This window comes from Caproicibacterium sp. XB2 (assembly GCF_044880635.1).
GTDB lineage: Bacteria > Bacillota > Clostridia > Oscillospirales > Acutalibacteraceae > Caproicibacterium > Caproicibacterium lactatifermentans.
In genome coordinates this window covers 1635350-1659915 of sequence record NZ_CP173227.1, presented here as the reverse complement: position 1 = coordinate 1659915, position 24566 = coordinate 1635350, and the positions used below count along the sequence as shown (strand labels likewise).

At 53.9% G+C, this 24566-nt stretch carries 39 protein-coding genes and 1 pseudogene; 37 read left to right on the top strand and 3 right to left on the bottom strand.

Features of this window, described 5'->3' with window-relative positions; all coding sequences use genetic code 11:
• Positions 1–2 precede the first annotated feature (2 nt).
• The gene (gene aroF, locus ACIHKT_RS08355; RefSeq protein WP_086036540.1) at positions 3–1025 is read right to left on the bottom strand and encodes a 3-deoxy-7-phosphoheptulonate synthase; all 1023 of its coding nucleotides are present in this window, start codon (positions 1023–1025) and stop codon (positions 3–5) included.
• Between the two features lie 347 nt (positions 1026–1372).
• On the bottom strand, positions 1373–2794 hold the full coding sequence (locus tag ACIHKT_RS08350; protein WP_086036539.1) for a shikimate kinase: 1422 nt from the start codon (positions 2792–2794) through the stop codon (positions 1373–1375).
• A 193-nt stretch (positions 2795–2987) separates the two neighbouring features.
• On the opposite strand from ACIHKT_RS08350, the gene acpP reads away from it, so the two are divergent.
• From acpP to rplQ, 36 genes and pseudogenes are all read left to right on the top strand, one after another.
• Positions 2988–3215, top strand: coding sequence for an acyl carrier protein (gene acpP, locus ACIHKT_RS08345; protein ID WP_086036538.1), 228 nt, complete (start codon positions 2988–2990; stop codon positions 3213–3215).
• 217 nt (positions 3216–3432) lie between these two features.
• A complete protein-coding gene (gene proS / locus ACIHKT_RS08340; RefSeq protein ID WP_086036537.1) occupies positions 3433–4875 on the top strand; it encodes a proline--tRNA ligase in 1443 nt (480 codons plus the stop codon).
• Positions 4876–4986: 111 nt separating this feature from the next.
• Complete coding sequence (locus ACIHKT_RS08335) at positions 4987–5271, top strand: hypothetical protein (RefSeq protein ID WP_086036536.1); 285 nt, start codon at positions 4987–4989, stop codon at positions 5269–5271.
• Positions 5268–6284 carry a glycosyltransferase family 8 protein gene (locus ACIHKT_RS08330; RefSeq protein ID WP_157658989.1) on the top strand — a complete coding sequence of 339 codons (1017 nt, stop codon included), beginning with the start codon at positions 5268–5270 and terminating at the stop codon, positions 6282–6284. The genes ACIHKT_RS08335 and ACIHKT_RS08330 overlap by 4 nt, the downstream gene beginning before the upstream one ends.
• A gap of 342 nt (positions 6285–6626) precedes the next feature.
• Positions 6627–6938 carry a 30S ribosomal protein S10 gene (rpsJ, locus tag ACIHKT_RS08325; RefSeq protein WP_086036534.1) on the top strand — a complete coding sequence of 104 codons (312 nt, stop codon included), beginning with the start codon at positions 6627–6629 and terminating at the stop codon, positions 6936–6938.
• A gap of 120 nt (positions 6939–7058) precedes the next feature.
• Positions 7059–7700: a 50S ribosomal protein L3 gene (rplC, locus tag ACIHKT_RS08320; RefSeq protein WP_086036533.1), complete on the top strand. Its 642-nt coding sequence runs from the start codon at positions 7059–7061 to the stop codon at positions 7698–7700.
• 17 nt (positions 7701–7717) lie between these two features.
• Positions 7718–8341, top strand: a complete 624-nt coding sequence (rplD, locus tag ACIHKT_RS08315) for a 50S ribosomal protein L4 (RefSeq protein ID WP_086036532.1) — start codon at positions 7718–7720, stop codon at positions 8339–8341.
• Complete coding sequence (gene rplW / locus ACIHKT_RS08310) at positions 8341–8631, top strand: 50S ribosomal protein L23 (protein ID WP_086036531.1); 291 nt, start codon at positions 8341–8343, stop codon at positions 8629–8631. Before rplD ends, rplW begins: the two co-directional genes overlap by 1 nt.
• 150 nt (positions 8632–8781) lie before the next feature.
• The gene (rplB, locus tag ACIHKT_RS08305) at positions 8782–9615 is read left to right on the top strand and encodes a 50S ribosomal protein L2 (protein ID WP_086036530.1); all 834 of its coding nucleotides are present in this window, start codon (positions 8782–8784) and stop codon (positions 9613–9615) included.
• 24 nt (positions 9616–9639) lie between these two features.
• Entirely contained in the window at positions 9640–9945 is a 306-nt protein-coding gene (rpsS, locus tag ACIHKT_RS08300) for a 30S ribosomal protein S19 (RefSeq protein ID WP_086036529.1), read from the top strand.
• Positions 9946–9959: 14 nt separating this feature from the next.
• Complete coding sequence (gene rplV, locus ACIHKT_RS08295; RefSeq protein ID WP_086036528.1) at positions 9960–10295, top strand: 50S ribosomal protein L22; 336 nt, start codon at positions 9960–9962, stop codon at positions 10293–10295.
• Positions 10296–10313: 18 nt separating this feature from the next.
• Positions 10314–11027, top strand: a complete 714-nt coding sequence (gene rpsC, locus ACIHKT_RS08290) for a 30S ribosomal protein S3 (RefSeq protein ID WP_086036527.1) — start codon at positions 10314–10316, stop codon at positions 11025–11027.
• Positions 11027–11455: a 50S ribosomal protein L16 gene (gene rplP, locus ACIHKT_RS08285; RefSeq protein WP_086036526.1), complete on the top strand. Its 429-nt coding sequence runs from the start codon at positions 11027–11029 to the stop codon at positions 11453–11455. Before rpsC ends, rplP begins: the two co-directional genes overlap by 1 nt.
• On the top strand, positions 11452–11658 hold the full coding sequence (rpmC, locus tag ACIHKT_RS08280) for a 50S ribosomal protein L29 (RefSeq protein WP_086036525.1): 207 nt from the start codon (positions 11452–11454) through the stop codon (positions 11656–11658). The genes rplP and rpmC overlap by 4 nt, the downstream gene beginning before the upstream one ends.
• 20 nt (positions 11659–11678) lie before the next feature.
• Entirely contained in the window at positions 11679–11939 is a 261-nt protein-coding gene (gene rpsQ / locus ACIHKT_RS08275; RefSeq protein ID WP_086036524.1) for a 30S ribosomal protein S17, read from the top strand.
• A 36-nt stretch (positions 11940–11975) separates the two neighbouring features.
• Entirely contained in the window at positions 11976–12344 is a 369-nt protein-coding gene (rplN, locus tag ACIHKT_RS08270) for a 50S ribosomal protein L14 (protein ID WP_174192787.1), read from the top strand.
• 16 nt (positions 12345–12360) lie between these two features.
• Positions 12361–12681 (top strand): 50S ribosomal protein L24, encoded by a 321-nt coding sequence (gene rplX / locus ACIHKT_RS08265; protein WP_086036522.1) that lies wholly within the window; start codon positions 12361–12363, stop codon positions 12679–12681.
• A 14-nt stretch (positions 12682–12695) separates the two neighbouring features.
• Positions 12696–13235 (top strand): 50S ribosomal protein L5, encoded by a 540-nt coding sequence (rplE, locus tag ACIHKT_RS08260; protein WP_086036521.1) that lies wholly within the window; start codon positions 12696–12698, stop codon positions 13233–13235.
• Between the two features lie 12 nt (positions 13236–13247).
• A complete protein-coding gene (locus tag ACIHKT_RS08255; protein WP_086036520.1) occupies positions 13248–13433 on the top strand; it encodes a type Z 30S ribosomal protein S14 in 186 nt (61 codons plus the stop codon).
• A 20-nt stretch (positions 13434–13453) separates the two neighbouring features.
• Complete coding sequence (rpsH, locus tag ACIHKT_RS08250; RefSeq protein ID WP_086036519.1) at positions 13454–13852, top strand: 30S ribosomal protein S8; 399 nt, start codon at positions 13454–13456, stop codon at positions 13850–13852.
• A gap of 15 nt (positions 13853–13867) precedes the next feature.
• Positions 13868–14416, top strand: coding sequence for a 50S ribosomal protein L6 (gene rplF, locus ACIHKT_RS08245; protein ID WP_086036518.1), 549 nt, complete (start codon positions 13868–13870; stop codon positions 14414–14416).
• Positions 14417–14435: 19 nt separating this feature from the next.
• The gene (gene rplR / locus ACIHKT_RS08240; protein ID WP_086036517.1) at positions 14436–14795 is read left to right on the top strand and encodes a 50S ribosomal protein L18; all 360 of its coding nucleotides are present in this window, start codon (positions 14436–14438) and stop codon (positions 14793–14795) included.
• Between the two features lie 17 nt (positions 14796–14812).
• Entirely contained in the window at positions 14813–15319 is a 507-nt protein-coding gene (rpsE, locus tag ACIHKT_RS08235; RefSeq protein WP_086036516.1) for a 30S ribosomal protein S5, read from the top strand.
• Positions 15320–15334: 15 nt separating this feature from the next.
• A complete protein-coding gene (gene rpmD / locus ACIHKT_RS08230) occupies positions 15335–15514 on the top strand; it encodes a 50S ribosomal protein L30 (RefSeq protein WP_086036515.1) in 180 nt (59 codons plus the stop codon).
• Positions 15515–15535: 21 nt separating this feature from the next.
• A complete protein-coding gene (gene rplO, locus ACIHKT_RS08225) occupies positions 15536–15979 on the top strand; it encodes a 50S ribosomal protein L15 (protein WP_086036514.1) in 444 nt (147 codons plus the stop codon).
• A 1-nt stretch (position 15980) separates the two neighbouring features.
• Positions 15981–17321 (top strand): preprotein translocase subunit SecY, encoded by a 1341-nt coding sequence (gene secY, locus ACIHKT_RS08220; protein ID WP_086036513.1) that lies wholly within the window; start codon positions 15981–15983, stop codon positions 17319–17321.
• Positions 17322–17334: 13 nt separating this feature from the next.
• Positions 17335–17967 carry an adenylate kinase gene (locus ACIHKT_RS08215; RefSeq protein ID WP_174403031.1) on the top strand — a complete coding sequence of 211 codons (633 nt, stop codon included), beginning with the start codon at positions 17335–17337 and terminating at the stop codon, positions 17965–17967.
• 7 nt (positions 17968–17974) lie between these two features.
• Complete coding sequence (gene map / locus ACIHKT_RS08210; protein WP_086036511.1) at positions 17975–18727, top strand: type I methionyl aminopeptidase; 753 nt, start codon at positions 17975–17977, stop codon at positions 18725–18727.
• 10 nt (positions 18728–18737) lie between these two features.
• Complete coding sequence (locus ACIHKT_RS08205; protein WP_086036510.1) at positions 18738–19010, top strand: KOW domain-containing RNA-binding protein; 273 nt, start codon at positions 18738–18740, stop codon at positions 19008–19010.
• A 2-nt stretch (positions 19011–19012) separates the two neighbouring features.
• Complete coding sequence (infA, locus tag ACIHKT_RS08200; RefSeq protein WP_086036509.1) at positions 19013–19231, top strand: translation initiation factor IF-1; 219 nt, start codon at positions 19013–19015, stop codon at positions 19229–19231.
• Positions 19232–19272: 41 nt separating this feature from the next.
• Positions 19273–19386: a 50S ribosomal protein L36 gene (gene rpmJ, locus ACIHKT_RS08195; protein ID WP_004824776.1), complete on the top strand. Its 114-nt coding sequence runs from the start codon at positions 19273–19275 to the stop codon at positions 19384–19386.
• 34 nt (positions 19387–19420) lie between these two features.
• Entirely contained in the window at positions 19421–19789 is a 369-nt protein-coding gene (rpsM, locus tag ACIHKT_RS08190) for a 30S ribosomal protein S13 (RefSeq protein ID WP_086036508.1), read from the top strand.
• Between the two features lie 15 nt (positions 19790–19804).
• Positions 19805–20218, top strand: a complete 414-nt coding sequence (rpsK, locus tag ACIHKT_RS08185) for a 30S ribosomal protein S11 (protein ID WP_086036507.1) — start codon at positions 19805–19807, stop codon at positions 20216–20218.
• Positions 20219–20249: 31 nt separating this feature from the next.
• Positions 20250–20843 carry a 30S ribosomal protein S4 gene (rpsD, locus tag ACIHKT_RS08180; protein WP_086036506.1) on the top strand — a complete coding sequence of 198 codons (594 nt, stop codon included), beginning with the start codon at positions 20250–20252 and terminating at the stop codon, positions 20841–20843.
• A gap of 66 nt (positions 20844–20909) precedes the next feature.
• Positions 20910–21863, top strand: a complete 954-nt coding sequence (locus ACIHKT_RS08175) for a DNA-directed RNA polymerase subunit alpha (protein ID WP_086036505.1) — start codon at positions 20910–20912, stop codon at positions 21861–21863.
• Between the two features lie 34 nt (positions 21864–21897).
• Positions 21898–22236 (top strand): annotated as a pseudogene (rplQ, locus tag ACIHKT_RS08170) (50S ribosomal protein L17); the annotation flags it as partial.
• A gap of 223 nt (positions 22237–22459) precedes the next feature.
• Here the strand turns inward: rplQ and ACIHKT_RS08165 are convergent.
• Positions 22460–23548 (bottom strand): dipeptide epimerase, encoded by a 1089-nt coding sequence (locus ACIHKT_RS08165; RefSeq protein WP_086036503.1) that lies wholly within the window; start codon positions 23546–23548, stop codon positions 22460–22462.
• Between the two features lie 250 nt (positions 23549–23798).
• On the opposite strand from ACIHKT_RS08165, the gene pyrE reads away from it, so the two are divergent.
• Positions 23799–24455, top strand: coding sequence for an orotate phosphoribosyltransferase (gene pyrE, locus ACIHKT_RS08160; protein ID WP_086036502.1), 657 nt, complete (start codon positions 23799–23801; stop codon positions 24453–24455).
• Positions 24456–24566: the final 111 nt, after the last annotated feature.

Sequence of the window (24566 nt, the reverse complement as noted above, 5' to 3'; positions counted from 1 at the left end):
AATTATAATGTACGGCCAAACAGCGGCGCAGCCTTTTTGATGCGTGCGGCCACATGGTCGAACTGGTCCGGTGTCAGGGACTGTGCACCGTCTGAGAGGGCCTTCTTCGGGTTATTGTGTACTTCAATGATAAGACCGTCCGCACCGGCAGCTACGGCCGCCATAGCCAGCGGTTCCACCAGCCAGGAAATGCCGCCCGCGTGGCTGGGGTCCACGACAACCGGCAGGTGCGTCAGACGCTTTAGAATCGGCACAGCCGAAATGTCTAGTGTGTTGCGGGTGTAGGTTTCATAGGTACGAATGCCCCGCTCACAGAGAATGACATTTTGGTTGCCTCCAGCCAGAATGTACTCGGCAGCCATCAGCAGTTCCTCAATGGTAGCGGAAAGACCGCGCTTCAGCAGGATCGGGGTCTGCAGGTGGCCAAGTTCCCGCAGCAGGTCAAAGTTCTGCATATTGCGTGCGCCCACCTGTATAATATCCACGCCCGCCTTGAGGAACAGGTCAATCTGCCGTACACTCATCAGTTCGGTGACAATGGGAAGGCCTGTTTCAGCTTTCGCTTCCTGCAGCAGCTCCAGTCCATCTTCCTTTAGGCCCTGAAATGCGTAAGGACTGGTGCGCGGTTTGTATGCGCCGCCGCGCAGGAATTGGGCACCACCCTGCTTGACACGACGGGCAATCTCCGTAATCTGCGGTTTGGATTCCACACTGCATGGACCGGCAATCAAGGCAAGCTGTTTTCCACCGATGGAAAGCCCGCCCGGCAGGTGAATAACGGTGTCATCCGGGTGAAATTTGCGGTTGGCCAGCTTGTACGGTTCCTGCACACGCTTGACGGAATCCACAATTTCGTTTGCACCGATGTTGTCAATATCAATCGCGGCGGTGTCCCCGATAAGGCCAAGCACGGTGCTTTGTGCGCCCACCCATGTATTGACGGATACACCGTAGGTTTCTTCTAGGTCCTTGATGAATTCCTCGCGCTGGCTGTCGGTGCAGCCGGGTTTTAAAACAATAATCATTTTCAACACGCCTCCTAAAGCGAATTCTCTCCTGCGGCTATAAAAAAAGACGGAGCTGCTTGCCAACTCCGTCTGAAGCCTGATAGGGATCGGTCCCTTTTTGAAAAATTTTAAAGGGAAAGCTTCTTCCAGAAATCTGCGCGCAGCAAAGTTTCCCGGGCAAAGAAATGACCGGAAAAAGAAAAGCTGCTAAATCGATGTGCGCAGAAAACAGACATTGCGAAAGCTCCTTTATGTATTGCGAAGTAAAAATATACGAAGCGGTTTGCATACGGCGGGCTTTTTTAACTATAATACAGCGGACGTGGATTTGTCAATGCAGTTTTACTACTTTAAATACAAAAAGTCTATTCCTCATCCGAAAGGACGGCATAAATCTGCTCGGCGGCGGTGCGGCTGTCCTCCGCGTGCACGGCAAAGTCGGCCGCGGCCTGATACAGCGGCATACGCTGGTCATACAGGCGGCGTGCCACGGCGTCTTTGTCCGGCCCCTCCAGCAGCGGGCGGGAGTGGTCGCCGGAAAGACGGTGAGCAATCACCTCATACGGCGGCTGCAGCAGCACAATCGTGCACGTTTCGCGCAAAATGCACGCGTTTAGGGGATTGGCAAGCACGCCGCCACCCGTGGCAATCACCAGCCCGGTCCGGCGTGACAGCGTTCGGCACAGTTCCGTTTCACGCTGACGGAACCACTTTTCCCCGTGTTCGGCGAACAGCTGAGAAACGGTGCGCCCTTCCTGTTTTTCAATCCAGCGGTCGGTATCCACCAGCTGCCGTCCTGTGCGGGCAGCCAGCAGTTTGCCGACGGTGCTTTTGCCGCAGCCCATGAAGCCGCACAGAACGATATTACCGAACTGCTGCCGCATGGCCTGCTCCGCTTCACCAATGATGGGCCGGACTTTTTCGGTGTCAAACCGGCAGGAGAACCAAAACTCTTCAGCGGCGGCGGCCTGCCACACCAGCATGCCCATACCGCTGGCGGCAGGCTTTCCCAAATCCCGCGCCATTTTCACAAGAATGGTCACGCCGGGGTTGTACACGGCATCAAAGACAGCTTTGCAGCGGGCAATGACCTCTCGGCTGACCGGACAGGTGCATAGGTTTGGGTACATTCCCGCACTGGTGCCATTGATGAGCAGGTCGTAAAACGTACGGTCCTGCGAAAGACCCGCACTGTCCAGCACACGTACCGGCACACCGCTGTCCGCAGTGCTCAAACTTTGCAGAAATGCTGTTTCACGCGCGCCGCGCCGCGCTTTTTTGCAGGCAGCATCTGCGGCAGAATCGTTTTTGTCGGGCCGTTCGTCCGTGTGGCGGCGCATGAGGACAGTCAGACCGGTTACGTTTGGCGCACGAAGGACCTCGTTTGCCAGCACATGGGCGACACCGCCGCTGCCCAGCAGCAAAATCTGCCCCTGCAGCGGAATGCCCGCCGTTTTCAGCGCGCGGAGAAAGCCGATTCCATCCGTTGTGCAGCCAATGGTCTGTCCATCCCGTACAGCTACAGTGTTTACGCTGCCGAAGCGGGCCGCGTCACCCTCCAGCTGGTCCAGCAGCGGGAGAATGGCCTGTTTGTGCGGAATAGTCACATTGAAACCGGAAAGCTGCCGCAGTGTGCCAGTGAACTGTGCAGAAAGTTCCTGCGGGGGGATATCCAGCTTGGTATAGGTGCCATTTACGCCTGCCAGCGGAAAAAGCCGACGGTGAATAAACGGCGACATTGTGTGGCCGATGGGGTGACCGACCACGGCAAAATGCTTTTGCTGCATCACATTTCCTCCTATACAAAATATTTACAAGAATAAAAATAAAAATTTGAGAAAGATATTGACAAAGGCGAATGATGCTAATAGTATGATGGATAGAAAAAAATCAATCCTGCGGCACTGTTCCGGTTTTTAAGCCCATTATACCCAGACCGGAACGGTTTGTCTATAACGGAAAGCTAAGGGAGGGAAACCAATGGTACTGGAAAAGGTCAAGCACATCCTTGCCGAGCAGTTTGATGTGGAGGAGGACAATATTACAGCCGACACAAACATTGCCGACGACCTGGGAGCCGATTCGCTGGATGTTGTGGATTTACTGATGTCCCTGGAAGATGAGTTCGATGTGGAGATTCCGGATGAAGAAATCGAGAATCTGAAAACAGTGGGCGATGTGGTCAATTATTTGGAAGAGCACATGTAAAAAGTCTGCGGAAGCCGCTGCCCTGCCGGGCGGGGGCTTTTTTTGTACCTGCGGCGGGGAAGTATCGGTTGCAATCCTACCTTTTTTTCACTATAATAGATTCATTCGGCCTGACCTTTTTCTGCCGTGCAGGCAGGTGGGTGTGGGCCTTTTCTTTCCGGCCCTGCGGCAGGTCCGGAAACAGGACTGATAAATCCCAAGCGAAGGAGAAAAATAAATGGCACAGCAGAAAAAACTGGTAGAAGAAATTACGCCGATGGAAGAAGACTTTGCCCGCTGGTATACAGATGTGGTAAAAAAAGCGGAACTTATGGATTACAGCAGCGTGAAAGGTTGCATGATTATAGAGCCGTATGGCTATGCAATCTGGGAAAACATGCAGGAAATCCTGGACGAGCGCTTTAAGGAACTGGGGCACGTTAACGTATGTATGCCGCTGCTGATTCCGGAAAGCTTGCTCAACAAGGAAAAAGAGCATGTCGAGGGCTTTGCGCCGGAGGTTGCGTGGGTAACACAGGGCGGCAACGACAAGCTGGAGGAGCGCCTGTGCATTCGCCCAACCAGTGAAACACTGTTCTGTGAGCACTACAAAAAGATTATTCATTCCTGGCGTGACCTGCCGAAGCTTTACAATCAGTGGTGCAACGTGGTTCGCTGGGAAAAGACGACACGTCCGTTCCTGCGTACCAGTGAATTCCTTTGGCAGGAGGGACACACCATGCATGCCACAGCGGAAGAGGCAAAGGCCGAAACACTGCGCATGCTGGATGTTTATACAGAGTTCTTTGAAAAAGTGCTGGCCATACCGGTGCTGCGCGGCCGCAAGACCGAAAGCGAGAAGTTCGCGGGCGCTGAAGCTACCTATACTGTGGAGGCCATGATGCACAACGGCGTGGCCTTGCAGGGCGGTACCAGCCATTATTTCGGCGATGGCTTTGCCAAAAACTTTGGAATTACCTTTACAGATAAAAACAATCAGCTGCAAACACCGTTTCAGACAAGCTGGGGCGTTTCTACCCGCATGATTGGCGGCATCATTATGACACACGGCGACGACAGCGGGCTGGTCCTACCGCCGGCGGTTGCGCCGATTCAGGTCGTCATCGTTCCAGTTGCGCAGCACAAGCCCGGCGTACTGGACAAGGCAAACGAACTGTTTGAGCAGCTGAAGGCGGCCGGTCTGCGCGTTAAGCTGGATGACAGTGAGCAGTCCCCGGGCTGGAAGTTTGCCCAGTATGAGATGATGGGTGTGCCTCTGCGTCTGGAAATTGGGCCGAAGGATATTGCTAAGGAGCAGTGCGTACTGGTACGCCGTCCGGATCGCAACAAGTCTTTTGTGCCGCTTGATGGTCTTGCTGACGCCGTAAAGGCAGAGCTGCAGAAAGTACACGATATTCTGTATGACAACGCGGCAAAGAACCTGCAGGCTCGTACCAGCATTGCCCGCACGCACGAGGAGTTCCTCGACATCGCGGCGAACCGTCCCGGCTTTATCAAGGCTATGTGGTGCGGCGACCCTGCCTGCGAGGAAAAGCTGAAGCAGGAGACCGGCGGCGTGAAGTCCCGCTGCATCCCGTTTGAGGAAGAGAACCTCGCCGATACCTGTGTCTGCTGCGGCAAGCCTGCCAAGCATATGGTATACTGGGGCCGTCAATACTAAGATACGGTACAGATTATTTTGTATATAATAGAGTAGACAGACAATCATAAGCAGATATGCGGGCACCAGTTTTCGGCTGGTGCCAAAACGGCTCTGCCGGAAAGGAGAACCATGAAGGCTTCCACTTTACTGAAGATTTGTGCGGCGGCCGGTGCTGCCGCTGTAGGCGCGGCGCTGTATGATGTGTACGGCAAAAGCACCGGCGTTATGCTGACCGGCGCGGGATACGCCGGCATTCTCTCCAAAGATGACAAACCGGCAGCGGCCTTTGCCTGTACCGGTATGCGCCCACATAAGATCGCTAGGCTGACAGCCCGTACCTGCGGATGGGTATGTGCGGCCAGCGCGAAAAAAGCTTTGCAGCAAAAACGGAAGGAGGCGGCTCGGCACGGATGATGAACTTTTTGTACGGTACAAATGCCGGATACTGTGAACAGACAGCGGTTTCAATGCGCTCGGTGTTCGAGAATAACCAGAACGATGCCATTTGTGTTTATTTGCTGTGTGAGAAAGTGCCGGAAGCACTGCGGCGTAAAATGTGCAGTGTGGCGGACGACTTTACCAACGCCCAAATCATCTGTATGGACCCGGAACCTTACATTGCGCCCATGCTGCAGGAATACCGCCTGCCTCGGTGGCGCGGCAGCAGCGTGCAATACATTTACGCCTGCCTGTGTGATGCGTTTCCAACGCTGGACCGCATTCTTTGGCTGGATGGTGACGTTGTCTGCTGTGCACCGCTGCGTCCTCTGTGGGAAACACAGATGGGGGACAGATGCGTGGCGGCATCGCTGGACTGCACACCGTTTCTTGCGCTGTATGTGGACAGGGTGTTCTATAATACGCCATTCTATTTCAATGCGGGTGTCCTGCTGTTTGACCTTGCGAACTGCCGCCGTCATGAGCTGCAGCAGCGATGCCGCAGCATTCTGCGCGGATATGGGGAACGCTTGCAGTACTGTGACCAGTCCATGCTGAACCTTGCGCTGCCGCCGAAGCTGGTGCACCGGCTGGACATGCGCTGGAATTACCCGGCTGGCGTACCGCGCCTTTCTATGAACTGTGTTTCAGCGCGCAGCACCAGTGAAAAGCCAACGTTTACCCTGCGGGAACTGGACGATACGCTGGCGGATGTGCGGCTGGTTCACTACATTGGCGGTTCACTGCCAACCAAGCCGTGGTATCGGGAATATGCTTCTCCCTTCAAGCCGGATTACCTGAAGTACCGTGCCCACACGCCATGGAAGGATGAGCCGCTGAAACCGTGGCCCAGAAAGACACTGAAGGATTCCTTTGTCACCGGATTTTCCCGCACATGGGACACACCCCTGATGGGCGGCCTGTCCAGTATTTATCAGTACCTGCATGGCTGGGGACCGCGTATTCAGCACAGTCTGAAAAAGATGTAAAAAACTGAAAATAAAGCTTGCATTCTCTGCCCCTTTATGATACTATAATTGAGTACGACTGCGACAGATATGCGTTGAAGCGGGAGGTTGCGGCCCTTATGCGGCCGGTTTTTCCGTGGAGTATGTCCGATTTTAAACCGGGCGAGAGAGAATCATGGGCAGCAGGTTTCCCCACAGTGGGAAACAGGTTTGTTCGGGCTTTTTTTGCTGACACCCGGGTCCCCCACTTTCGTGGGAGATCCGGTTTTTCGTTGGGTCAGGAAGAAACACCCGGCACAGTGTTTACAAAAAAGCACCTGCGGCCAGGATCTGTCCGCCAATTTTACAAGGAGGCGATCCAAAGTGGCAGTCAAAGAAAAAATGAGGATCCGTATTAAAGGATATGACCATCAGCTGGTTGACCAGTCCGCCGAAAAAATCGTGCAGACTGCAAAGCGCACTGGTGCCCGCGTAAGCGGCCCTGTCCCGCTGCCGACCGAGAAGCAGATTATCACCATCCTGCGCGCTGTTCATAAGTACAAGGACAGCCGTGAACAGTTCGAGATGCGCACACATAAGCGCCTAATCGACATCCTCAGACCGTCCAACACCACCGTTGAGGCTCTAATGGGCCTTGAGCTCCCCGCCGGCGTTGAGATTGAAATCAAACTGTAAGGCTTTACCTTATAAGTGGAAGACTCTCAACCAACCGGGCAGTCCCGAAAGGGGCTGCGTGCGGCCGAGGTCACGTTGGCATTTTGGCCAACCAATAACCTGCATAGGAGGAAACAACAAATGCAAAAAGGAATCATCGGCAAGAAGATTGGCATGACGCAAATCTTCGACGCAAAGGGAAATGTCATTCCGGTCACTGTCATTGAGGCCGGCCCCTGCGCGGTGACACAGAAAAAGACCGTTGAAAACGACGGCTACGACAGTGTTCAGCTGGGCTTCGGTGAGCTGAAAACCTGCCGCATGAACAAACCCATGAAGGGCCACTTCGACAAGGGCGACGTTGCCCCCAAGAAGACACTGCGTGAGTTCCGCCTAGACGATACCTCCGCTTTAAAAGTCGGCGACATCGTAAAGGCAGATACCTTCGCAGAGGGTGATCGTGTGGATGTACAGGGCACCAGCAAAGGTAAAGGCTGGGCCGGCGTGGTAAAGCGCTGGAACTTCGGCCGCCTGAAAGAATCCCACGGTACCGGTCCAGTCGCTCGTATGGGCGGCTCCACAGGCTGCTGTTCTGATCCGTCCCGTGTTTTCCCGGGCAAGAAGCGTTCCGGCCATTTGGGCGCTGTTACCACGACCGTGCTGAACCTGACTGTTGCCAAGGTCGACGCGGAAAACAACCTCATCGCTATCAAGGGCGCTGTGCCCGGCCCCAACGGCGGCACCGTCTGCATCCGTGACAGCGTCAAAGTGAAGAAAGCTTAAGGGAAGGAGGAACCGCAATGCCTAAGATTACAGTAAAAGATATGACCGGTAAAGAGGTCGGTACACTCGACCTTTCCGAGGCCGTTTTCGGTATCGAACCCAACGTCAGTGTTATGCATGACGTGGTGAAGAACCAGCTCGCCAACCGCCGCCAGGGTACACAGAGTGCCCTGACACGCAGCGAGGTTTCCGGCGGCGGCAAAAAGCCGTGGCGCCAGAAGGGCACAGGCCATGCACGTCAGGGCTCCACGCGGGCTCCCCAGTGGACTCACGGCGGCATCGTCTTTGCACCAAAGCCGCGCGACTACAGCTACACGCTGAACAAGAAAGTCCGCCGCTTGGCCATGAAGTCTGCCCTTTCCAGCAAAGTGAAGGATGACCAGATGATCGTTCTGGACAGCCTTCCGCTGGAAACTTATCGGACCAAGACCGTAGCTGACATGCTGAAGGCGTTGGGCGCTGACAAGCATGTGCTGCTGGTCCTGCCGGAGAATGACAAGACCGTCATCGCTTCCGCCCGCAACATCCCCGGCGTGAAGACCGCCCTGACCAACACCCTCAATGTTTACGACATCCTCAACGCTGACAAGTTCATCATTGTAAAGGACGCCGTAGCCCAGATCGAGGAGGTATACGCATAATGACTGCACATGAGATTATTCTGCGCCCGGTCATTTCCGAAAAGGCAATGAGCGGCGTCGCAAATAAAGCTTATACGTTCCAGGTCGCACCCCGTGCAACCAAGCTGGACATTAAAAACGCTGTCGAGGAACTCTTCGGCGTTAAGGTGCGCAAAGTGAACACCCTGCACGTCCGCGGCCATCTGCGCCGCCAGGGCCGCAACCAGGGTTACACCCCTGCCTGGAAGAAAGCCATCGTTTCTTTGACGGAAGACAGCAAATCCATCGAGTTCTTCGACGGCATGCTGTAAACCGAAAGATAAAGAAAGACCGGCTTTTCCGGCAACGTATGGGGGCAGGCTTCGGTCTGCGCGGTAGCCCCGCAAAAGGCACCGCTTTCTGTATCTGTTAAAATGCGGAACACCCCGCAAAGCCAAGTTTAAGGAGCGTGAAATCAGAGAATGGCTACTAAGAACTATACGCCCAGTACTCCGTCCCGCCGCAACATGTCGGTGACGGATTACGCAGGGCTTTCCAAGAAAGGCCCGGAAAAGAGCCTTCTGGATACCAATAAAAAGACCGCCGGCCGCAACAGCTATGGCCGCATCACCGTCCGCCACCGCGGTGGCGGAAACCGTACCAAGTACCGCATCATCGACTTTAAGCGTCAGAAGGCGGACATGCCCGCAACGGTTCAGACCATTGAGTATGACCCGAACCGCTCCGCTTTCATCGCACTGCTGCAGTACGAAGACGGCGAAAAAGCTTACATCATTGCGCCGGACGGCCTCAAGGTCGGCGACATGGTGGTTTCCGGTGCAGCTGCCGATATTAAACCCGGCAATGCACTTCCACTGGCCAATATCCCAACCGGTACTTACATCCACAACGTGGAACTGTATCCCGGTAAGGGTGCTCAGCTGGCACGTGCTGCTGGCATTATGGCACAGCTGATGGCTAAGGAAAACGGCATGGCGCTGCTGCGTCTGCCTTCCGGCGAACTGCGCAACGTGCCTGAAACCTGCATGGCCACTATCGGCCAGGTCAGCAACATCGACCATGAGAATGTGAAGATTGGTAAGGCTGGCCGCAAGCGTCATATGGGCTGGCGTCCGACCGTCCGTGGTTCTGTTATGAACCCGAACGACCATCCGCATGGCGGCGGCGAAGGCAAAGCACCTGTCGGCCATCCTGGTCCTATGACCCCGTGGGGCAAGCCTGCACTGGGTTATAAGACACGCAATCGCCGTAAAGCTTCCAATAAGTATATTGTGAAGAGCAGAAACGGCAAATAAGGCTAGAGAAAGGAGCTTTTAACTATGAGCAGAAGCATTAAAAAGGGTCCTTTTGTTGAGCCTGGTCTGCTGAAAAGGATCAAAGCGATGAACGATTCCGGCAAAAAGGAAATTGTAAAGACCTGGAGCCGCGCGTCCATCATTTTCCCGGAATTTGTCGGTCATACCATTGCGGTTCATGACGGCCGCAAGCACGTTCCGGTGTATATTACAGAAGATATGGTCGGGCATCATCTGGGCGAGTTCGCCCCTACCCGTACTTTTAAAGGTCATAATGGCAGTAAGACCACTGCCCCGACAACATCTGCCGGAAGTAATTCGAACGGCTGAAAGGAGTGTATCACATGGAAGCAAGGGCTAACCTGAAATACGCCCGTATTTCCCCCCGTAAAATGTCTATCGTGCTGGACCTTATCCGCAATAAGCCGGTGGACGAAGCTATGGCTATCCTCCAAAATACCCCGAAAGCCGCATCTGAGTACCTGGTCAAGCTGCTCAAGTCGGCCGTGGCGAATGCTGAGAACAACCACAGCATGGACGTTTCCCGGCTGTACGTGTCCAAATGCTATGCATGCCCGGGCCCGATCCTCAAACGCATCCGTCCGCGTGCACAGGGCCGCGCGTACCGGGTCCTGAAAAGGACTTCTCACGTGACGCTGGTGCTTAAGGAAAAGGAATAAAGCAGAGGAGGTTACACAATGGGCCAGAAAGTTAATCCGCACGGTTTACGTGTTGGTGTTATTGACGATTGGGATTCCCGCTGGTACGTCAATGAAAAGGACTTTGGCGATACCCTGGTGGAAGACTACAACCTGCGCACGGCGCTGAAAAAGCAGCTGTATGCAGCGGGTGTCCCGAAGATTGAAATTGAACGTGACGCAAGCAAAGTCCGCATTCATATTCACTGCGCAAAGCCAGGAATGGTTATTGGCAAGGGCGGCACAGAGATTGAAAAGCTCCGTCTGCAGTGTGAAAAAATGCTGGGCAAGCCTGTTTCCATCAATATTATCGAGGTTAAGAACCCCGATGTGAACGCACAGCTGGTTGCAGAAAACATTGCACAGCAGCTGGAAAAACGTACGTCTTTCCGCCGCGCCATGAAGCAGTGCATCGGCCGCGCCATGAAGATGGGCGTTAAGGGTATTAAAACACAGGTTTCCGGCCGCCTTGGCGGTGCAGAAATCGCTCGCAGAGAATCCTACCATGATGGTACGATTCCGCTGCAGACCCTGCGCGCCGACATCGACTACGGCTTTACAGAAGCTGCTACAACCTATGGCCGCATCGGCGTGAAAGTCTGGATCTATCGGGGCGAAGTTTTGCATGACAACCGCCGCAGTGATGCCGCTGACAACAGAAACAACCGGCAGTCACAGCGCCGTCCGTCCCGTAGGGAAGGAGGCCGCAGATAATGTTAATGCCTAAGCGCACAAAGTTCCGCAAAATGCACCGTGGCCGTATGACCGGCAAAGCTTACCGCGGCAACAAGGTAACATACGGTGATTTTGGCCTGCAGGCATTGGAGCCAGCATGGATTACCGCAAACCAGATTGAAGCAGCTCGTGTTGCTATGACTCGTTACTGCAAACGTTTCGGCAAAGTTTGGATTAAGATTTTTCCCGACAAGCCGTATACCAAGAAACCGCTTGAAACCCGAATGGGCAAAGGTAAAGGCGCCCCGGAATACTGGGTGGCTGTGGTAAAGCCCGGCCGTGTGCTGTTTGAAATGGGCGAAATCCCGGAGGAAACCGCACGCGAGGCTATGCGCCTGGCCGCCAGCAAGCTGCCGATTAAGACAAAGTTTGTAACTAAGAAGGAAGAGGAGGTTGCCCAGTCATGAAAGCTTCTGAAGTTCGGGATATGACCACTGCAGAGCTCGAGAGCAAGCTCAAGGACCTGAAAGAGGAGCTCTTTAACCTCCGCTTCCAGCTTGCGATTAACCAGCTCGACAACCCGATGCGTATCTCCGCTGTTAAAAAGGACATTGCCCGCATTAAGACCGTGTTGCGCGCTAATGAACTTAAAGACAGCGCCGAAGCGTAACCGGAAGGAGGGAAAACATCGTGAGCGAAAAGAGAAATAACCGCAAAACAGAGGTTGGCACCGTAGTTAGCAACAAGATGGACAAAACCATTGTGATTGCTATTAAGGATAGTGTCAAGCATCCGCTGTATAAAAAGGTCATTAAGCGTACCGTTAAGCTGAAAGCACATGATGAAAAGAACGAGTGCAATATTGGTGACCGCGTGCGTGTGATGGAAACCCGCCCGCTGAGCAAAGACAAGCGCTGGCGTCTTGTGGAGATTATCGAGAAGGCAAAATAATTTCTGTTTTGCCCTTTAGCAAAGGAGGAACGCACTGTGATTCAACAGCAGACTTACCTCAATGTTGCCGATAACACCGGCGCGAAGCAGCTTATGTGCATCCGCGTGCTGGGCGGTACCGGCAGAAGGTATGCGAATATCGGTGACGTTGTGGTCGCTTCCGTAAAGAAAGCAGCCCCGGGCGGCACAGTAAAGAAAGGCGACGTAGTAAAGGCGGTTATCGTCCGCTCTTCCAACGGCGTTCGCCGCGACGACGGCAGCTACATTCGTTTTGACGAAAATGCAGCCGTACTCATTAAAGATGACAAAACCCCGCAGGGTACTCGTATCTTTGGGCCAGTGGCACGTGAACTGCGTGACCACGACTATATGAAGATCCTGAGCCTTGCGCCGGAAGTTCTGTAAGGAGGTGTCACAGGATATGGCAAATAAAATGCATGTAAAAACCGGTGACACTGTTGTGATGCTCTCTGGCCGCGATGCCGGCAAGCAGGGCAAAGTCATGGCGGTCAGCCCCAGTGAGGGCAAGGTCATCGTCGAAAAGCTGAACATGGTCACCAAGCACGTCAAGCCCCGCAAAATGGGCGAAGAAGGCGGCAAGGTTACGGGCGAGGGCGCGGTTTACGCTTCCAAAGTCCAGGTGGTCTGCCCCAGCTGCAAGAAACCTACCCGTGTCGGCCACAAGATCGCTGCGGACGGCACCAAGACCCGCATTTGCAAAAAGTGCGGCAAAGAGCTGTGAGGGAGGAGACACCATTGGCTAGACTGAAAGATTACTACAAGAGCGAGGTCGCTCCTGCCCTGATGAAGAAGTTTTCCTATAAGAGCGTCATGCAGATCCCGAAGCTCGACAAAATCGTCATCAACGTCGGCGCAGGTGAGGCCAAGGAAAATGCCAAGGTCATCGATTCTATTATCAATGACATTATGGCAATTACCGGTCAGCGCCCGGCAGTGTGCACCGCAAAGAAGAGCGTAGCTAACTTTAAGCTGCGCGCCGGCATGAAAATCGGCGTAAAGGTTACCCTGCGCGGTAACCGTATGTACGAATTCATGGACCGCTTCTTCAATGTGGCCCTGCCCCGCGTGCGTGACTTCCGCGGAATTAACCCCAACTCCTTCGATGGCCGCGGCAACTACAACCTCGGCGTGAAGGAACAGCTGATTTTCCCGGAAATCGAGTTCGACAAGATCGATAAGGTCCGCGGCATGGACATCTGCTTTGTCACAACCGCGAAGAACGACGAGGAAGCCCGCGAGCTGCTGGCTCAGCTGGGCGCCCCGTTCGCGAAATAAGGAGGGTTTCCTGTGGCAAAAACATCTATGAAAATAAAACAGCGCCGCCCTGCGAAGTACTCTTCCCGGCAGTATAACCGTTGCAAGATCTGCGGCCGGCCGCACGGCTACCTTCGTAAGTTCGGTATCTGCCGTATTTGCTTCCGCAACCTTGCCTATAAGGGCGAGATTCCGGGCGTAAAAAAGGCAAGCTGGTAAGCAGCTAAGGAGGTAACGGAATGCAGATTACAGATACAATCGCAGACCTGCTCACCCGGATTCGCAACGCAAGCACAGCCAAGCATTCTACTGTGGAGATCCCGGCTTCCAATATGAAGAAGTCCATCTGCCAGATTTTGAAGGATGAGGGCTATATTAAGAACTTTACCGTTGCAGTCGACGGCAAACAGGGCGTCATTAAAGCAGAACTGAAGTATACAGAAGACCGTAAATCGGTCATTACCGGCCTGAAGCGTGTCAGCAAGCCCGGCCTGCGCATCTATTCCAGCGCAGCAGAGCTGCCCCACGTGATGAAGGGCCTCGGCGTGGCAATTATCTCTACAAGCCACGGCGTTATGACAGACCGCGCAGCACGCCGTGCCAATATCGGCGGCGAAGTGCTCGCGTTTATCTGGTAAAGAGGGGGTGCAAATATGTCTCGAATTGGAAGAAAACCCATAAATATTCCCGCGGGCGTTGACGTAAAAGTCAACGGAAGCGAAGTGACCGTCAAGGGACCGAAAGGCTCCTTGACCAAAACATTCCACCCGAATATGAAAATCGCGGTGGAGGGCAACGAGATTCTCGTTTCGCGCCCGGATGACACAAAGACAAACAAATCCCTGCACGGCCTTACCCGCAGCCTGATTCAGAACATGGTGGACGGCGTGACAACCGGCTTTAAAAAAGAGTTGGAGATTCGCGGTGTTGGTTACCGTGCCCAGAAAAAGGGTAAGAACATGGTTATGAACCTGGGATATTCTCATCAGGTCATTGTGCCGGAAGTTGATGGTATTACCATTGACTGCCCGTCCGCAAACCAGATTACCATTTCTGGCCCTGACAAGCAGCAGGTTGGACAGTTTGCCGCAGAAGTACGCGAAAAACGTCCGCCGGAGCCGTATAAGGGCAAAGGTATCCGCTATGTTGGCGAATTTGTCCGCCATAAGGAAGGCAAAGCCGGCAAGGGCGCTAAGAAGTAACTGAAGGAGTGAATATCATATGGTGAACAAGGCTGACAAAAACACTGCCAGACTGCGCCGCCACCGCCGTGTGCGCGGTAAGATTTCCGGCACTGCACAGTGCCCCCGCCTGAATGTGTTTCGCTCTACCAAAAACATCTACGCCCAGGTCATTGACGATATCAATGGGGTCACGCTGTGCGCGGCTTCTACTCTGGACAAAGAGTTCGATGGTAACGGCGGCAACAAAGAGGCTGCACGCAAGGTTGGTAAGCTGATCGCAGAGCGTGCCGCGGAAAAAGGCATCACAGAGGTCAAGTTTGACCGCGGCGGCAATCTGTTCCACGGACGTGTAAAGGAACTGGCTGATGGCGCCCGCGAGGGCGGCCTCAAGTTCTGATAAAGGAGGAGAAACGATTGGCTAGATTCGACTCAAGACGCAAAGAAGACGATGAGTTTAAGGAGCACGTGGTTACTATTAACCGCGTTTCCAAAACCGTAAAAGGCGGCCGTATCTTCAAGTTTGCTGCACTGGTCGTCGTGGGCGACGGCAAGGGTACAGTTGGCTTCGGTATTGGCAAATCCGGCGAAGTTCCGGATGCTATCCGCAAGGGCATTGAGGACGCTAAGAAAAACCTCATTAAAGTCGCTACTCACGGCAGCACCATCCCGCACGAGATTATCGGTGCCTACGGTGCCGGCCGTGTCCTGATGAAACCGGCTGCCCCTGGTACCGGCGTTATCGCCGGCGGCCCGGTGCGTGCTGTTATTGAGGCAGCAGGCATCCATGACATCCGTACCAAGGCACTGCGCTCCAACAATCCGTGCAATGTGGTGCGCGCAACGATTGACGGCCTGTCCCGTCTGCGTACAGCCGAGCAGGTTGCTGCGCTGCGCGGCCGCGCTGTCAGCGATATTCTGTAAGGAGGGCGCAACATCATGGCACAGTTAAAGATTAAGCTGGTCAAGAGCCTGATTGGCGCACAGAAAGACCAGATCGCTACGGCCCAGTCCATGGGCCTGCGTAAAATCGGTGACTCCACCGTGCAGCCAGATAACACCCCAACACAGGGTAAGGTGCACAAGATCACCCACCTCATCGAGGTAACCAACGCTTAAACAGCAAGGAGGTGCGAGTAAATGAAACTGAATGACTTAACAGCAGTACCAGGTTCCACACGCAGCACAAAGCGTCTGGGCCGCGGTGCCGGCTCCGGCCAGGGCAAAACCTCCGGCAAAGGCCAGAAAGGCCAGAAGGCCCGTTCCGGCGGCAGCATCCGCCCCGGGTTTGAAGGCGGCCAGATGCCGCTGCAGCGCCGTATGCCGAAGCGCGGTTTTCACAATATTTTTGCAAAGGCCATCGTTGCGGTCAATGTCGGCACATTGGACAAGAAGTTTGAGGACGGTGCTACAGTAGACACACAGGCTCTGCTGGACAACGGCATCATTAAGTCCGCTATGGACGGCATTAAGATTCTCAGCAACGGAAAAATGACGAAAAAACTGACTGTGAAGGCAAACGCTTTCTCCGCCGCGGCAAAGGAAAAGATTGAATCTGCAGGTGGGAAGGCCGAGGTGATCTGAGTTGTTCAAAACAATAAAGAACGCCTGGGGCATTCCGGATTTGCGCAAGAAAATCCTGTTCACGCTTTTTGTCATCGTGGTGTTCCGCTTCGGCGCTGTCATCCCGGTGCCTTTCCTTAACTCCACTGCTTTGCGCGGCATTATGAACAGCTCCGCTGTTAACAGTACTGCGCTGGGTTACCTGGATATGTTCTCCGGCGGTGCATTTTCCAATGCAACGCTATTTGCAATGAGCGTGACGCCTTACATCAACAGCTCCATTATTATGCAGCTGTTGGCCGTAGCCATTCCTGCACTGGAACGCATGGTGAAGGATGGCGGGGAGGCAGGCCGTAAAAAAATGGGGCAGATTACCCGCGTGGTAGCTGTCCTGCTGGGCCTGTTGCAGGGACTTGCTTATTACTTCTACCTGCGGAATGCTTCCTACGGCGGCACGCCGATTGTGAAATATACACAGGGCGGTGCCGGCGTCTTTACTGCGTTTGTCATAATCCTTGTCTTTACGGCCGGTACGGCCCTGATGATGTGGATGGGCGAACAGATCAACCAGAAAGGTGTGGGCAACGGCATTTCCATTCTGTTGTTTGCCGGCATCGTTGCCCGTATGCCAGTTATTATCGGCAACCTGGGCAAATACCTCAATATGGCATGGACAGACGGCAGCGCCAACGGACGCTACTTCTTCCTTGTTCCGCTGTGGGGCCTTATCTTCCTGGCCCTGATGTGGGTTATTGTCTTTATGAATGATGCGGAGCGCCGGATTCCGGTGCAGTACGCAAAACGGGTTGTTGGCCGCAAACAGTACGGCGGCCAGGCGAGCCATATCCCGATTAAGGTCGGCATTGGCGGCGTTATGCCCATTATTTTCGCAAGCTCAATCCTGTCTATCCCTACGACCATTCGGTTTTTCATTGGGGACAACAAGGACTTGGGCAGCTTCTGGAACGGATTCTTTGCAGCATTTTCCAGCACCGGCTGGGTGTACTGCATTCTGTATGTGATTCTTATTGTTGCATTTGGTTATTTCTACACGGCAATTCAGTACAACCCGATTGAAATGGCCAACAATCTGCGCCAGAGCAATGGTACAATTCCGGGTATTCGCCCCGGCAAGCCTACTTCTGATTTTATTGGTAAAGTTCTTTCCAAAATCACGTTCGTCGGTTCTGTTTTCCTCGCGATTATCGCCATGATGCCGATTGTTTTCGCAAATGCCACAGGGATGCATAACCTCTCCATGGGCGGTACTTCTATCATCATCCTTGTTGGTGTAGCACTGGAGACTGTGAAACAGCTGGAAAGCCAAATGATGATGCGTCATTATAAGGGCTTCCTTGATTGAGAAGGAGTTTAGCATGAATCTGATTCTTTTGGGCGCACCGGGCGCTGGAAAAGGTACACAGGCAGAAGTCATCTGCAGCAAGCTGCACATTCCTGCCATTTCAACCGGCAATATTATTCGAGAAGCGCTGAAAAGCGGCACAAAGATGGGGCTGGCTGCTAAATCCTATATGGACAAAGGCGACCTGGTCCCGGATGAAGTTGTTATCGGCATTGTCAAAGACCGTTTGAAACGGCCGGACTGCAAAAACGGTTTTGTGCTGGACGGCTTCCCGCGGACTATCCCCCAGGCCGAGGCTCTGGACAAAATGGGCGTTCAGATAGACAAGGTTGTTGAGATTCATGTCTCTGATGACCGCATTGTCGCCCGTATGTCCGGACGCCGTGTCTGTGAAGACTGCGGAGTCAGCTACCATATGCTGTACAAAAAGCCAACGGTAGAGGGCAAATGCGACGCCTGCGGAGGCACCCTTGTTCAGCGCGCGGATGACCACCCGGATACCGTGAAAGCACGGCTGAAGGAATATCACACAAAGACCGAACCCCTGAAAGATTACTATGACAAACAGGGGAAGCTGGTCATTGTAGAAGGCCAGGAGGATGTGGCCGACACCTCCCGCCTGACACTTGCAGCAATCGAGGCGTAAGTAAAGTATGATCATTTTAAAAACCAGTCGGGAACTTACCTGCATGAAACATGCCGGTCGCATCGCACAAAATGCGCTGCAGATAGCCGGCGCGTTGGTAAAGCCGGGTGTTTCCACTTGGGAAATCGATAAGGCGGCCCATGACTATATCGTAGGCGAGGGAGCTGTTCCCAGCTGCCTTGGATACGGCGGTTTTCCGGCGACCTGCTGCATTTCTGTAAACGACGTGGTTGTCCATGGCATACCAAGCAAAAAGAAGATTCTTAAGGAGGGCGACATCGTCAGCATTGACTTGTGCGCCACCTATGAGGGTTTTGTGGGCGACAATACCTGGACTTTCCCCTGCGGGAAGGTCAGCAAAGAAGCCCAGGACCTGATGGACGCTACCCGCGAAAGCCTTTTTCAAGGCATTGAGGCTGCAAAGCCCGGTAACCGCATCGGCGATGTGGGCAGCGCGGTTCAGCGGTATGTCGAAGCTCGCGGTTACTCGGTGGTACGGAACTACACCGGCCACGGAGTAGGCGCGAAGATGCACGAAGACCCCAGTGTTCCGAACTACGGCACGCCCGGCCGGGGCGTACGCCTGCTGCCGGGTATGGTTATTGCCATAGAGCCCATGGTTTGCCAGGGGACCTATGACGTGAAGACTTTGCCGGACGGCTGGACCACTCTGACTAAAGACGGCAAGTTGGCGGCTCACTTTGAGCACACCGTTGCCATTACGGAATCCGGCCCGGTCATTCTGACCAAGGGTGACTGAGGTGGCCGCCATGGAGATGAAGCGCGGCACCGTGGCCCGCAGTGCTGCCGGCCACGACAAGGGCAGCTTTTGCGCGGTGCTTTCCCTTATGGGGCCATATGCCCTGGTGTGTGACGGACGCCGCCGCACACTGGAAAAGCCCAAAAAGAAAAAGCTGATTCACCTTTTTCCTACCCGTACGGTTTTACCGGAGGAAGCCCTGCACAGCAACCGTGCGCTTCGGGCGGCTCTTCGGCCGTTTTGCGGCAGGAGCAGTTCCACGCCAGAGGAGGCTGATTTGTAAGTATGTCTAAGCAGGACGTTATAGAGACCGAGGGTACCGTAGTAGAGGCCCTGCCCAATGCAATGTTTAAGGTAGAGCTGCAAAATCATCACATGATTTTGGCCCATATCTCCGGCAAACTGCGTATGAATTTCATTCGCATCCTGCCCGGCGACAAGGTTACCGTAGAGATGTCCCCCTACGACCTGACCCAGGGCCGCATCACGTGGCGTACCAAATAAAGTAAATATCTAAAGAAGTTTTCTGCAAGGAGGGTACACCCATGAAAGTAAGACCTTCTGTTAAAAAAATGTGCGAAAAGTGCAAGATTATTAAGCGCAAGGGCAAAGTCATGGTGATCTGTGAAAACCCGAAGCACAAACAGCGTCAGGGCTAAGTGACGCGATTATCATTTTGGAGGTGCAACCAATATGGCTCGTATAGCAGGTATTGACTTGCCAAGAGACAAACGCGTCGAGATCGCCTTGACTTATATCTTTGGTATCGGCCGCAAGACCGCCACGGATATCTGCGCCGCGACCGGCGTGAATCCTGACCTGCGCGTGCGCGACATGAACGAGGACGACGCCGCAAAGCTCAGAGAATATATTGACCATCACTGCCGCGTAGAGGGCGACCTGCGCCGTGACGTGGCATTCGACATTAAGCGGCTGACAGAAATTAACTGCTACCGCGGTACCCGTCATCGCAAGGGTCTGCCGGTACACGGTCAGCGTACCAAGACCAACGCCAGAACCTGTAAGGGTCCGGTTAAGACGATGGCTAACAAGAAGAAGTAAAGGAGGGTTTCACCAATGCCAGCAAACAAAGGCGCAGCCGGCAAGAAGGCTGCTACCACGCGCCGCCGCCGCGAACGTAAAAATATCGACCGCGGTGCCGCGCATATCCAGTCCACATTTAACAACACCATTGTAACCATTACCGATATGCAGGGCAATGCTGTTTCTTGGGCAAGCTCTGGTGAGCTGGGCTTCCGCGGAAGCAGAAAGTCCACCCCCTTTGCCGCTCAGACCGCTGCTGAAACGGCTGCCAAAGGCGCTGTAGAGCACGGAATGAAGACCGTTGACGTTTACGTTAAGGGCCCGGGCTCCGGCCGCGAGGCCGCTATCCGTGCGCTGCAGAACGCAGGCCTGGAGGTCACCATGATTAAAGACGTGACCCCTGTTCCCCACAACGGATGCCGTCCTCCCAAAAGAAGACGTGTCTAATGAAAACGGAATCATAAAGGAGGAATAAGACATGGCCAGAAATATGCAGCCTGTCCTGAAGCGGTGCAAGACACTGGGCATCAGCCCCGCCGTTATGGGCATCAATAAAAATTCAATCCGCAACCCCAAGCAGGGCCGCCGCAAACAGAGTGAATATGCTACCCAGCTGAACGAAAAGCAGAAGGCAAAATTCATTTACGGCGTGCAGGAAAGACAGTTCCGCCATTACTACAAAATGGCAACCAACACCACCGGTGTGACAGGTGAAAACCTGCTGCGTCTGCTGGAGCGCCGCCTGGACAACGTTGTCTACCGCCTGGGCTTTGCAAACACTCGCCGCGAGGCACGCCAGATGGTCACCCACGGCCACATTACTGTAAACGGCAAGCGCCTGGACATCTGCTCCGCACTTGTTAAAGTGGGCGATGTTGTCTCCATCGCGGAGAAGAGCCGCTCATCCCAGCATGTAAAAGACATTCTGGAGAAGAATGCTGCTACTGCTGTGCCGAAGTGGCTGCAGATTAACCATGACAAGGTGGAGGGCACTGTCCTTGCCATGCCCGAAAGAAGCGACATTGACTTTGATATCAATGAAACGCTTATCGTTGAGTTGTACTCCAAATAATGCCCTGCAGGCACATGACACAGTGCGGTGGAGAATGCTCTGCCGTATGTCTAAGGAGGTTGCTTAATGATCGAGATAGAAAAGCCCAAAATTGAAATAGCAGACGTATCTGATGACGGCAATTACGGCAAGTTCGTGGTGTCGCCGCTGGAGCGCGGCTTTGGTACAACCCTGGGCAACAGCCTGCGGCGCGTGCTGCTTTCCTCTTTGCCGGGCGTGGCCCCTACCTCTATTAAAATAGACGGTGTGGTACACGAGTTTTCCACCATTCCCGGTGTAAAAGAGGACGTCACTGAAATGGTTCTGAATATCAAGAACCTTACCGCAAAGCTGCACTGCGACGGTCCCAAGACCGTTGAAATCTGTGCGGAAGGCCCCTGCGACGTAACAGCAGATTCCATTAAGTGTGACAGCGAAGTGGAGATTTTGAACCCAGAACTGCACATCGCCACCCTCGACGAGGGCGCAAAGCTCTACATGGAAATTACGCTGGACAAAGGCCGCGGGTATGTGCCCTCTGACCGCAACAAGCAGAACATGGCTGCCAATGTCATTGGCGTTATTCCGGTTGACTCTATTTACACCCCGGTGTATAAGGTGAACTTTAACGTGGAAAACGCCCGTGTGGGCCAGCGCATCGACTACGACAAGCTGACCCTGGAGGTTTGGACCAACGGCGTGATTACCGCGCAGGAGGCCGTCTCTTTGGCGGCAAAGTTCCTCACCGAGCACCTCAACCTGTTTGTCAATCTGTCTGATAAAGGCAGCAACGCAGAAATCATGGTGGAAAAGGACGACAAGGACAAGGAAAAGGTCCTCGATATGACCATTGAAGAGCTGGACCTTTCTGTCCGGTCTTTCAACTGCCTCAAGCGCGCCGGCATTAACACCGTGGGCGACCTTGTCAATAAGTCGGAAGAGGACATGATGAAGGTGCGCAACCTTGGACGTAAGTCACTGGAAGAAGTTATCTGGAAGATGGCTTCTCTTGGATACAATCTGCGCAAGGACGATGAATAATTCCCTATCCCATAGGTTAAAGGAGTGACATTCGATGCCAGGAACCAGAAAGCTCGGCAGAGCTACGGACAGCCGTACAGCAATGCTGCGTGCAATGGTGACCTTTCTTTTAGAGAATGGCAGAATCGAAACGACCGTCACCCGTGCCAAGGACGTTCGCGCCATGGCCGAGAAGATGATCACAATCGCCAAGAAGGACACGCTGCACACCCGCCGCCTTGTAATGGCCTTCATTACCAAGGAAGATGTTGCCAACAAGCTCTTTACCGAGATTGCTCCGCAGTATCAGGACCGCAACGGCGGTTATACCCGTATTACAAAAATCGGGCCGCGCCGCGGCGATGCTGCCCCGATGGCAATTATCGAACTGATGGAAACCGCTGCAAAGCCCGTCGCTGAAGCTGCACCAGCCGCAAAGGCTGAGGAAAAGCCTGCTGAAAAAGCAGAAGCAAAGGCTGACGATAAAGCAGAAAAGAAAGCCGACGAAAAAGCCGACAAGTAATTCTGCCTTGTAAAATTGCTATAAAAAGAGCTGCCTGCAAACGCGGGCAGCTTTTTTGTATGGTTTTGCAGATCCTTGTGCGGCGCTGACCTCTTTATGACAGCGGCGGTATCCAATCCGGCTGAATGCCAAGACCGGGCGTTTCATTCATCACAATGTGGTTTTCCAAAAACTGTGGGCCGCCGGTGTAGGGGCAGATGCTGCACAAGCCGGGACCGTCTAAGTCCACACGGGTAACAATGCGTTTGCCCGCGGCCAGATGAGCGGCCGCGCTGACGGCAAGGCTGCTTTCCAGCATACAGCCCACCATGCAGGGCACACCAAAGGTTTCGGCGAGGGAGCAAATTTGCAAAGCGCCGTAAATGCCGCCGGTTTTCATCAGCTTCAGGTTCAAAAAGTCGGCTGCACCTGCCTGCAGCACCGCCAGGGCGTCCCGTGGTGAAAAGACGCTTTCGTCTGCCAGCAGCGGGGTGGAAACATTTCGGCGCACAAAGGCCATACCTTCTATGTCCTGTGCGGGAACGGGCTGTTCGATTAGTTCCAGACCAAGACCGGCGTCTTCCATGCTGCGGATAAGGCGGACAGCCTGTGCCGGAGTCCAGCCCTGATTTGCGTCCACACGAATGGTGATGTCCGGACCGACCGCACGGCGAACGGAGGTCAGACGCTGTAGGTCCAGCTGTGGTTCCAGCCCTACCTTGATTTTTAGAATATGGAAGCCGCGCTGCACAGCAGTCAGGCTGTCGGCAGCCATTTGTTCGGGGCGGTTCACGCTGATGGTCAGGTCAGTTTCCAGTTCACTTTTGCTGCCGCCGAGCAGCCGATACAGTGGCACACCAAGTTTTTGTGCGCGCAGGTCGTACAGCGCCATGTCCACGGCAGCTTTGGCACTGGTGTTGTGCAGCAGTGCCGTGTGCAGGACTTGCATGGTGTTATCAAAGTCGTCAAGGTCACGTCCCAGCAGTGCTGGACGAATAAAATCCTCCACGGCACAGCGAATGGAGCCGATGGTTTCGCCGGTGATAGGCGCGCTGGGTGGTGCTTCACCGAAGGCGCGGCGGCCGTCGTTCGTAGTGACAGTGACCAATACGTCATGAATCTTGCTTACAGTGCGCAGGGCAGTCTTAAAGGGCGTGCGCAGCGGCACCGAAAATTCGGAAGTGCGAATGTCTGTAATTTTCATAAGGAACGTCCTTTCAGCGGAAAGCAGATGACAGGCGCAAAGAAAATGAATAATAGCACTGCCAGCCTGCAGAAATCAATGACTGGTAAGGCTATGGTAGCCTCTTTTTACGGCTCTGTCAACTTTTCTGCAGGACAAATAGGAAATTCTGCAAAGGACCGTGGCGTTCCCTTGCCAACGGACGAATGCAGAGGTATAATAATATAATAAGTAAAAATACAGGGATATACAGGAATGCAGGAGGGCACTTATGCTGACAGAGCAGAAAGAACAGTTTATCCGGTTTATGATGGATGCAGATGTACTGCGTTTTGGCGACTTTGTAACCAAAAGCGGCCGCAATACCCCGTACTTTGTCAATACCGGAAATTACCGCACCGGCGCACAGGCGGCGGGGCTGGGCCGTTTTTATGCCGGTATGGTACATGACAGCGGCTGCCGCTTTGACGCGATGTTTGGGCCGGCTTATAAGGGAATCCCACTGGTAACTGCCTGCGCGGGTGCACTGTACACCCAGTACGGAGAGGACAAGCCCTACTTCTTTAACCGCAAAGAGGCAAAGGACCACGGCGAGGGCGGTTGTTTGGTCGGCTATCAGCCGAAGGATGGCGACCACGTCATTATTATTGAGGACGTCATTACCGCGGGCACTGCTGTACGTGAAACCATACCTGTGCTGCGCTCGGCGGCAGATGTTTCCTGCAGTGATATGTTTATCTCCGTTAACCGCTGCGAAGTGGGACAGCACCCCGGCAAAACAGCAGTTATGGAAGTACAGGAAGAGTTCGGCATTACGGTGCACTCCTTAGTCACCGTGCGGGATATTCGCGAATGGCTGGGCAAGCACGGCGAATATGATGCACTTCTGCCAAAAATGGATAGGTATATGCAGAAATATTGTATCTAAAGGCAGCGTGCCGCAGCAAAAAATGCCGACAGATGTGGGGGACTGACTTCCCTGCATCTGTCTTTTTTGTTCTGCATACAGCAGAGAAGACCCATGAAAAAGGAGAGAATC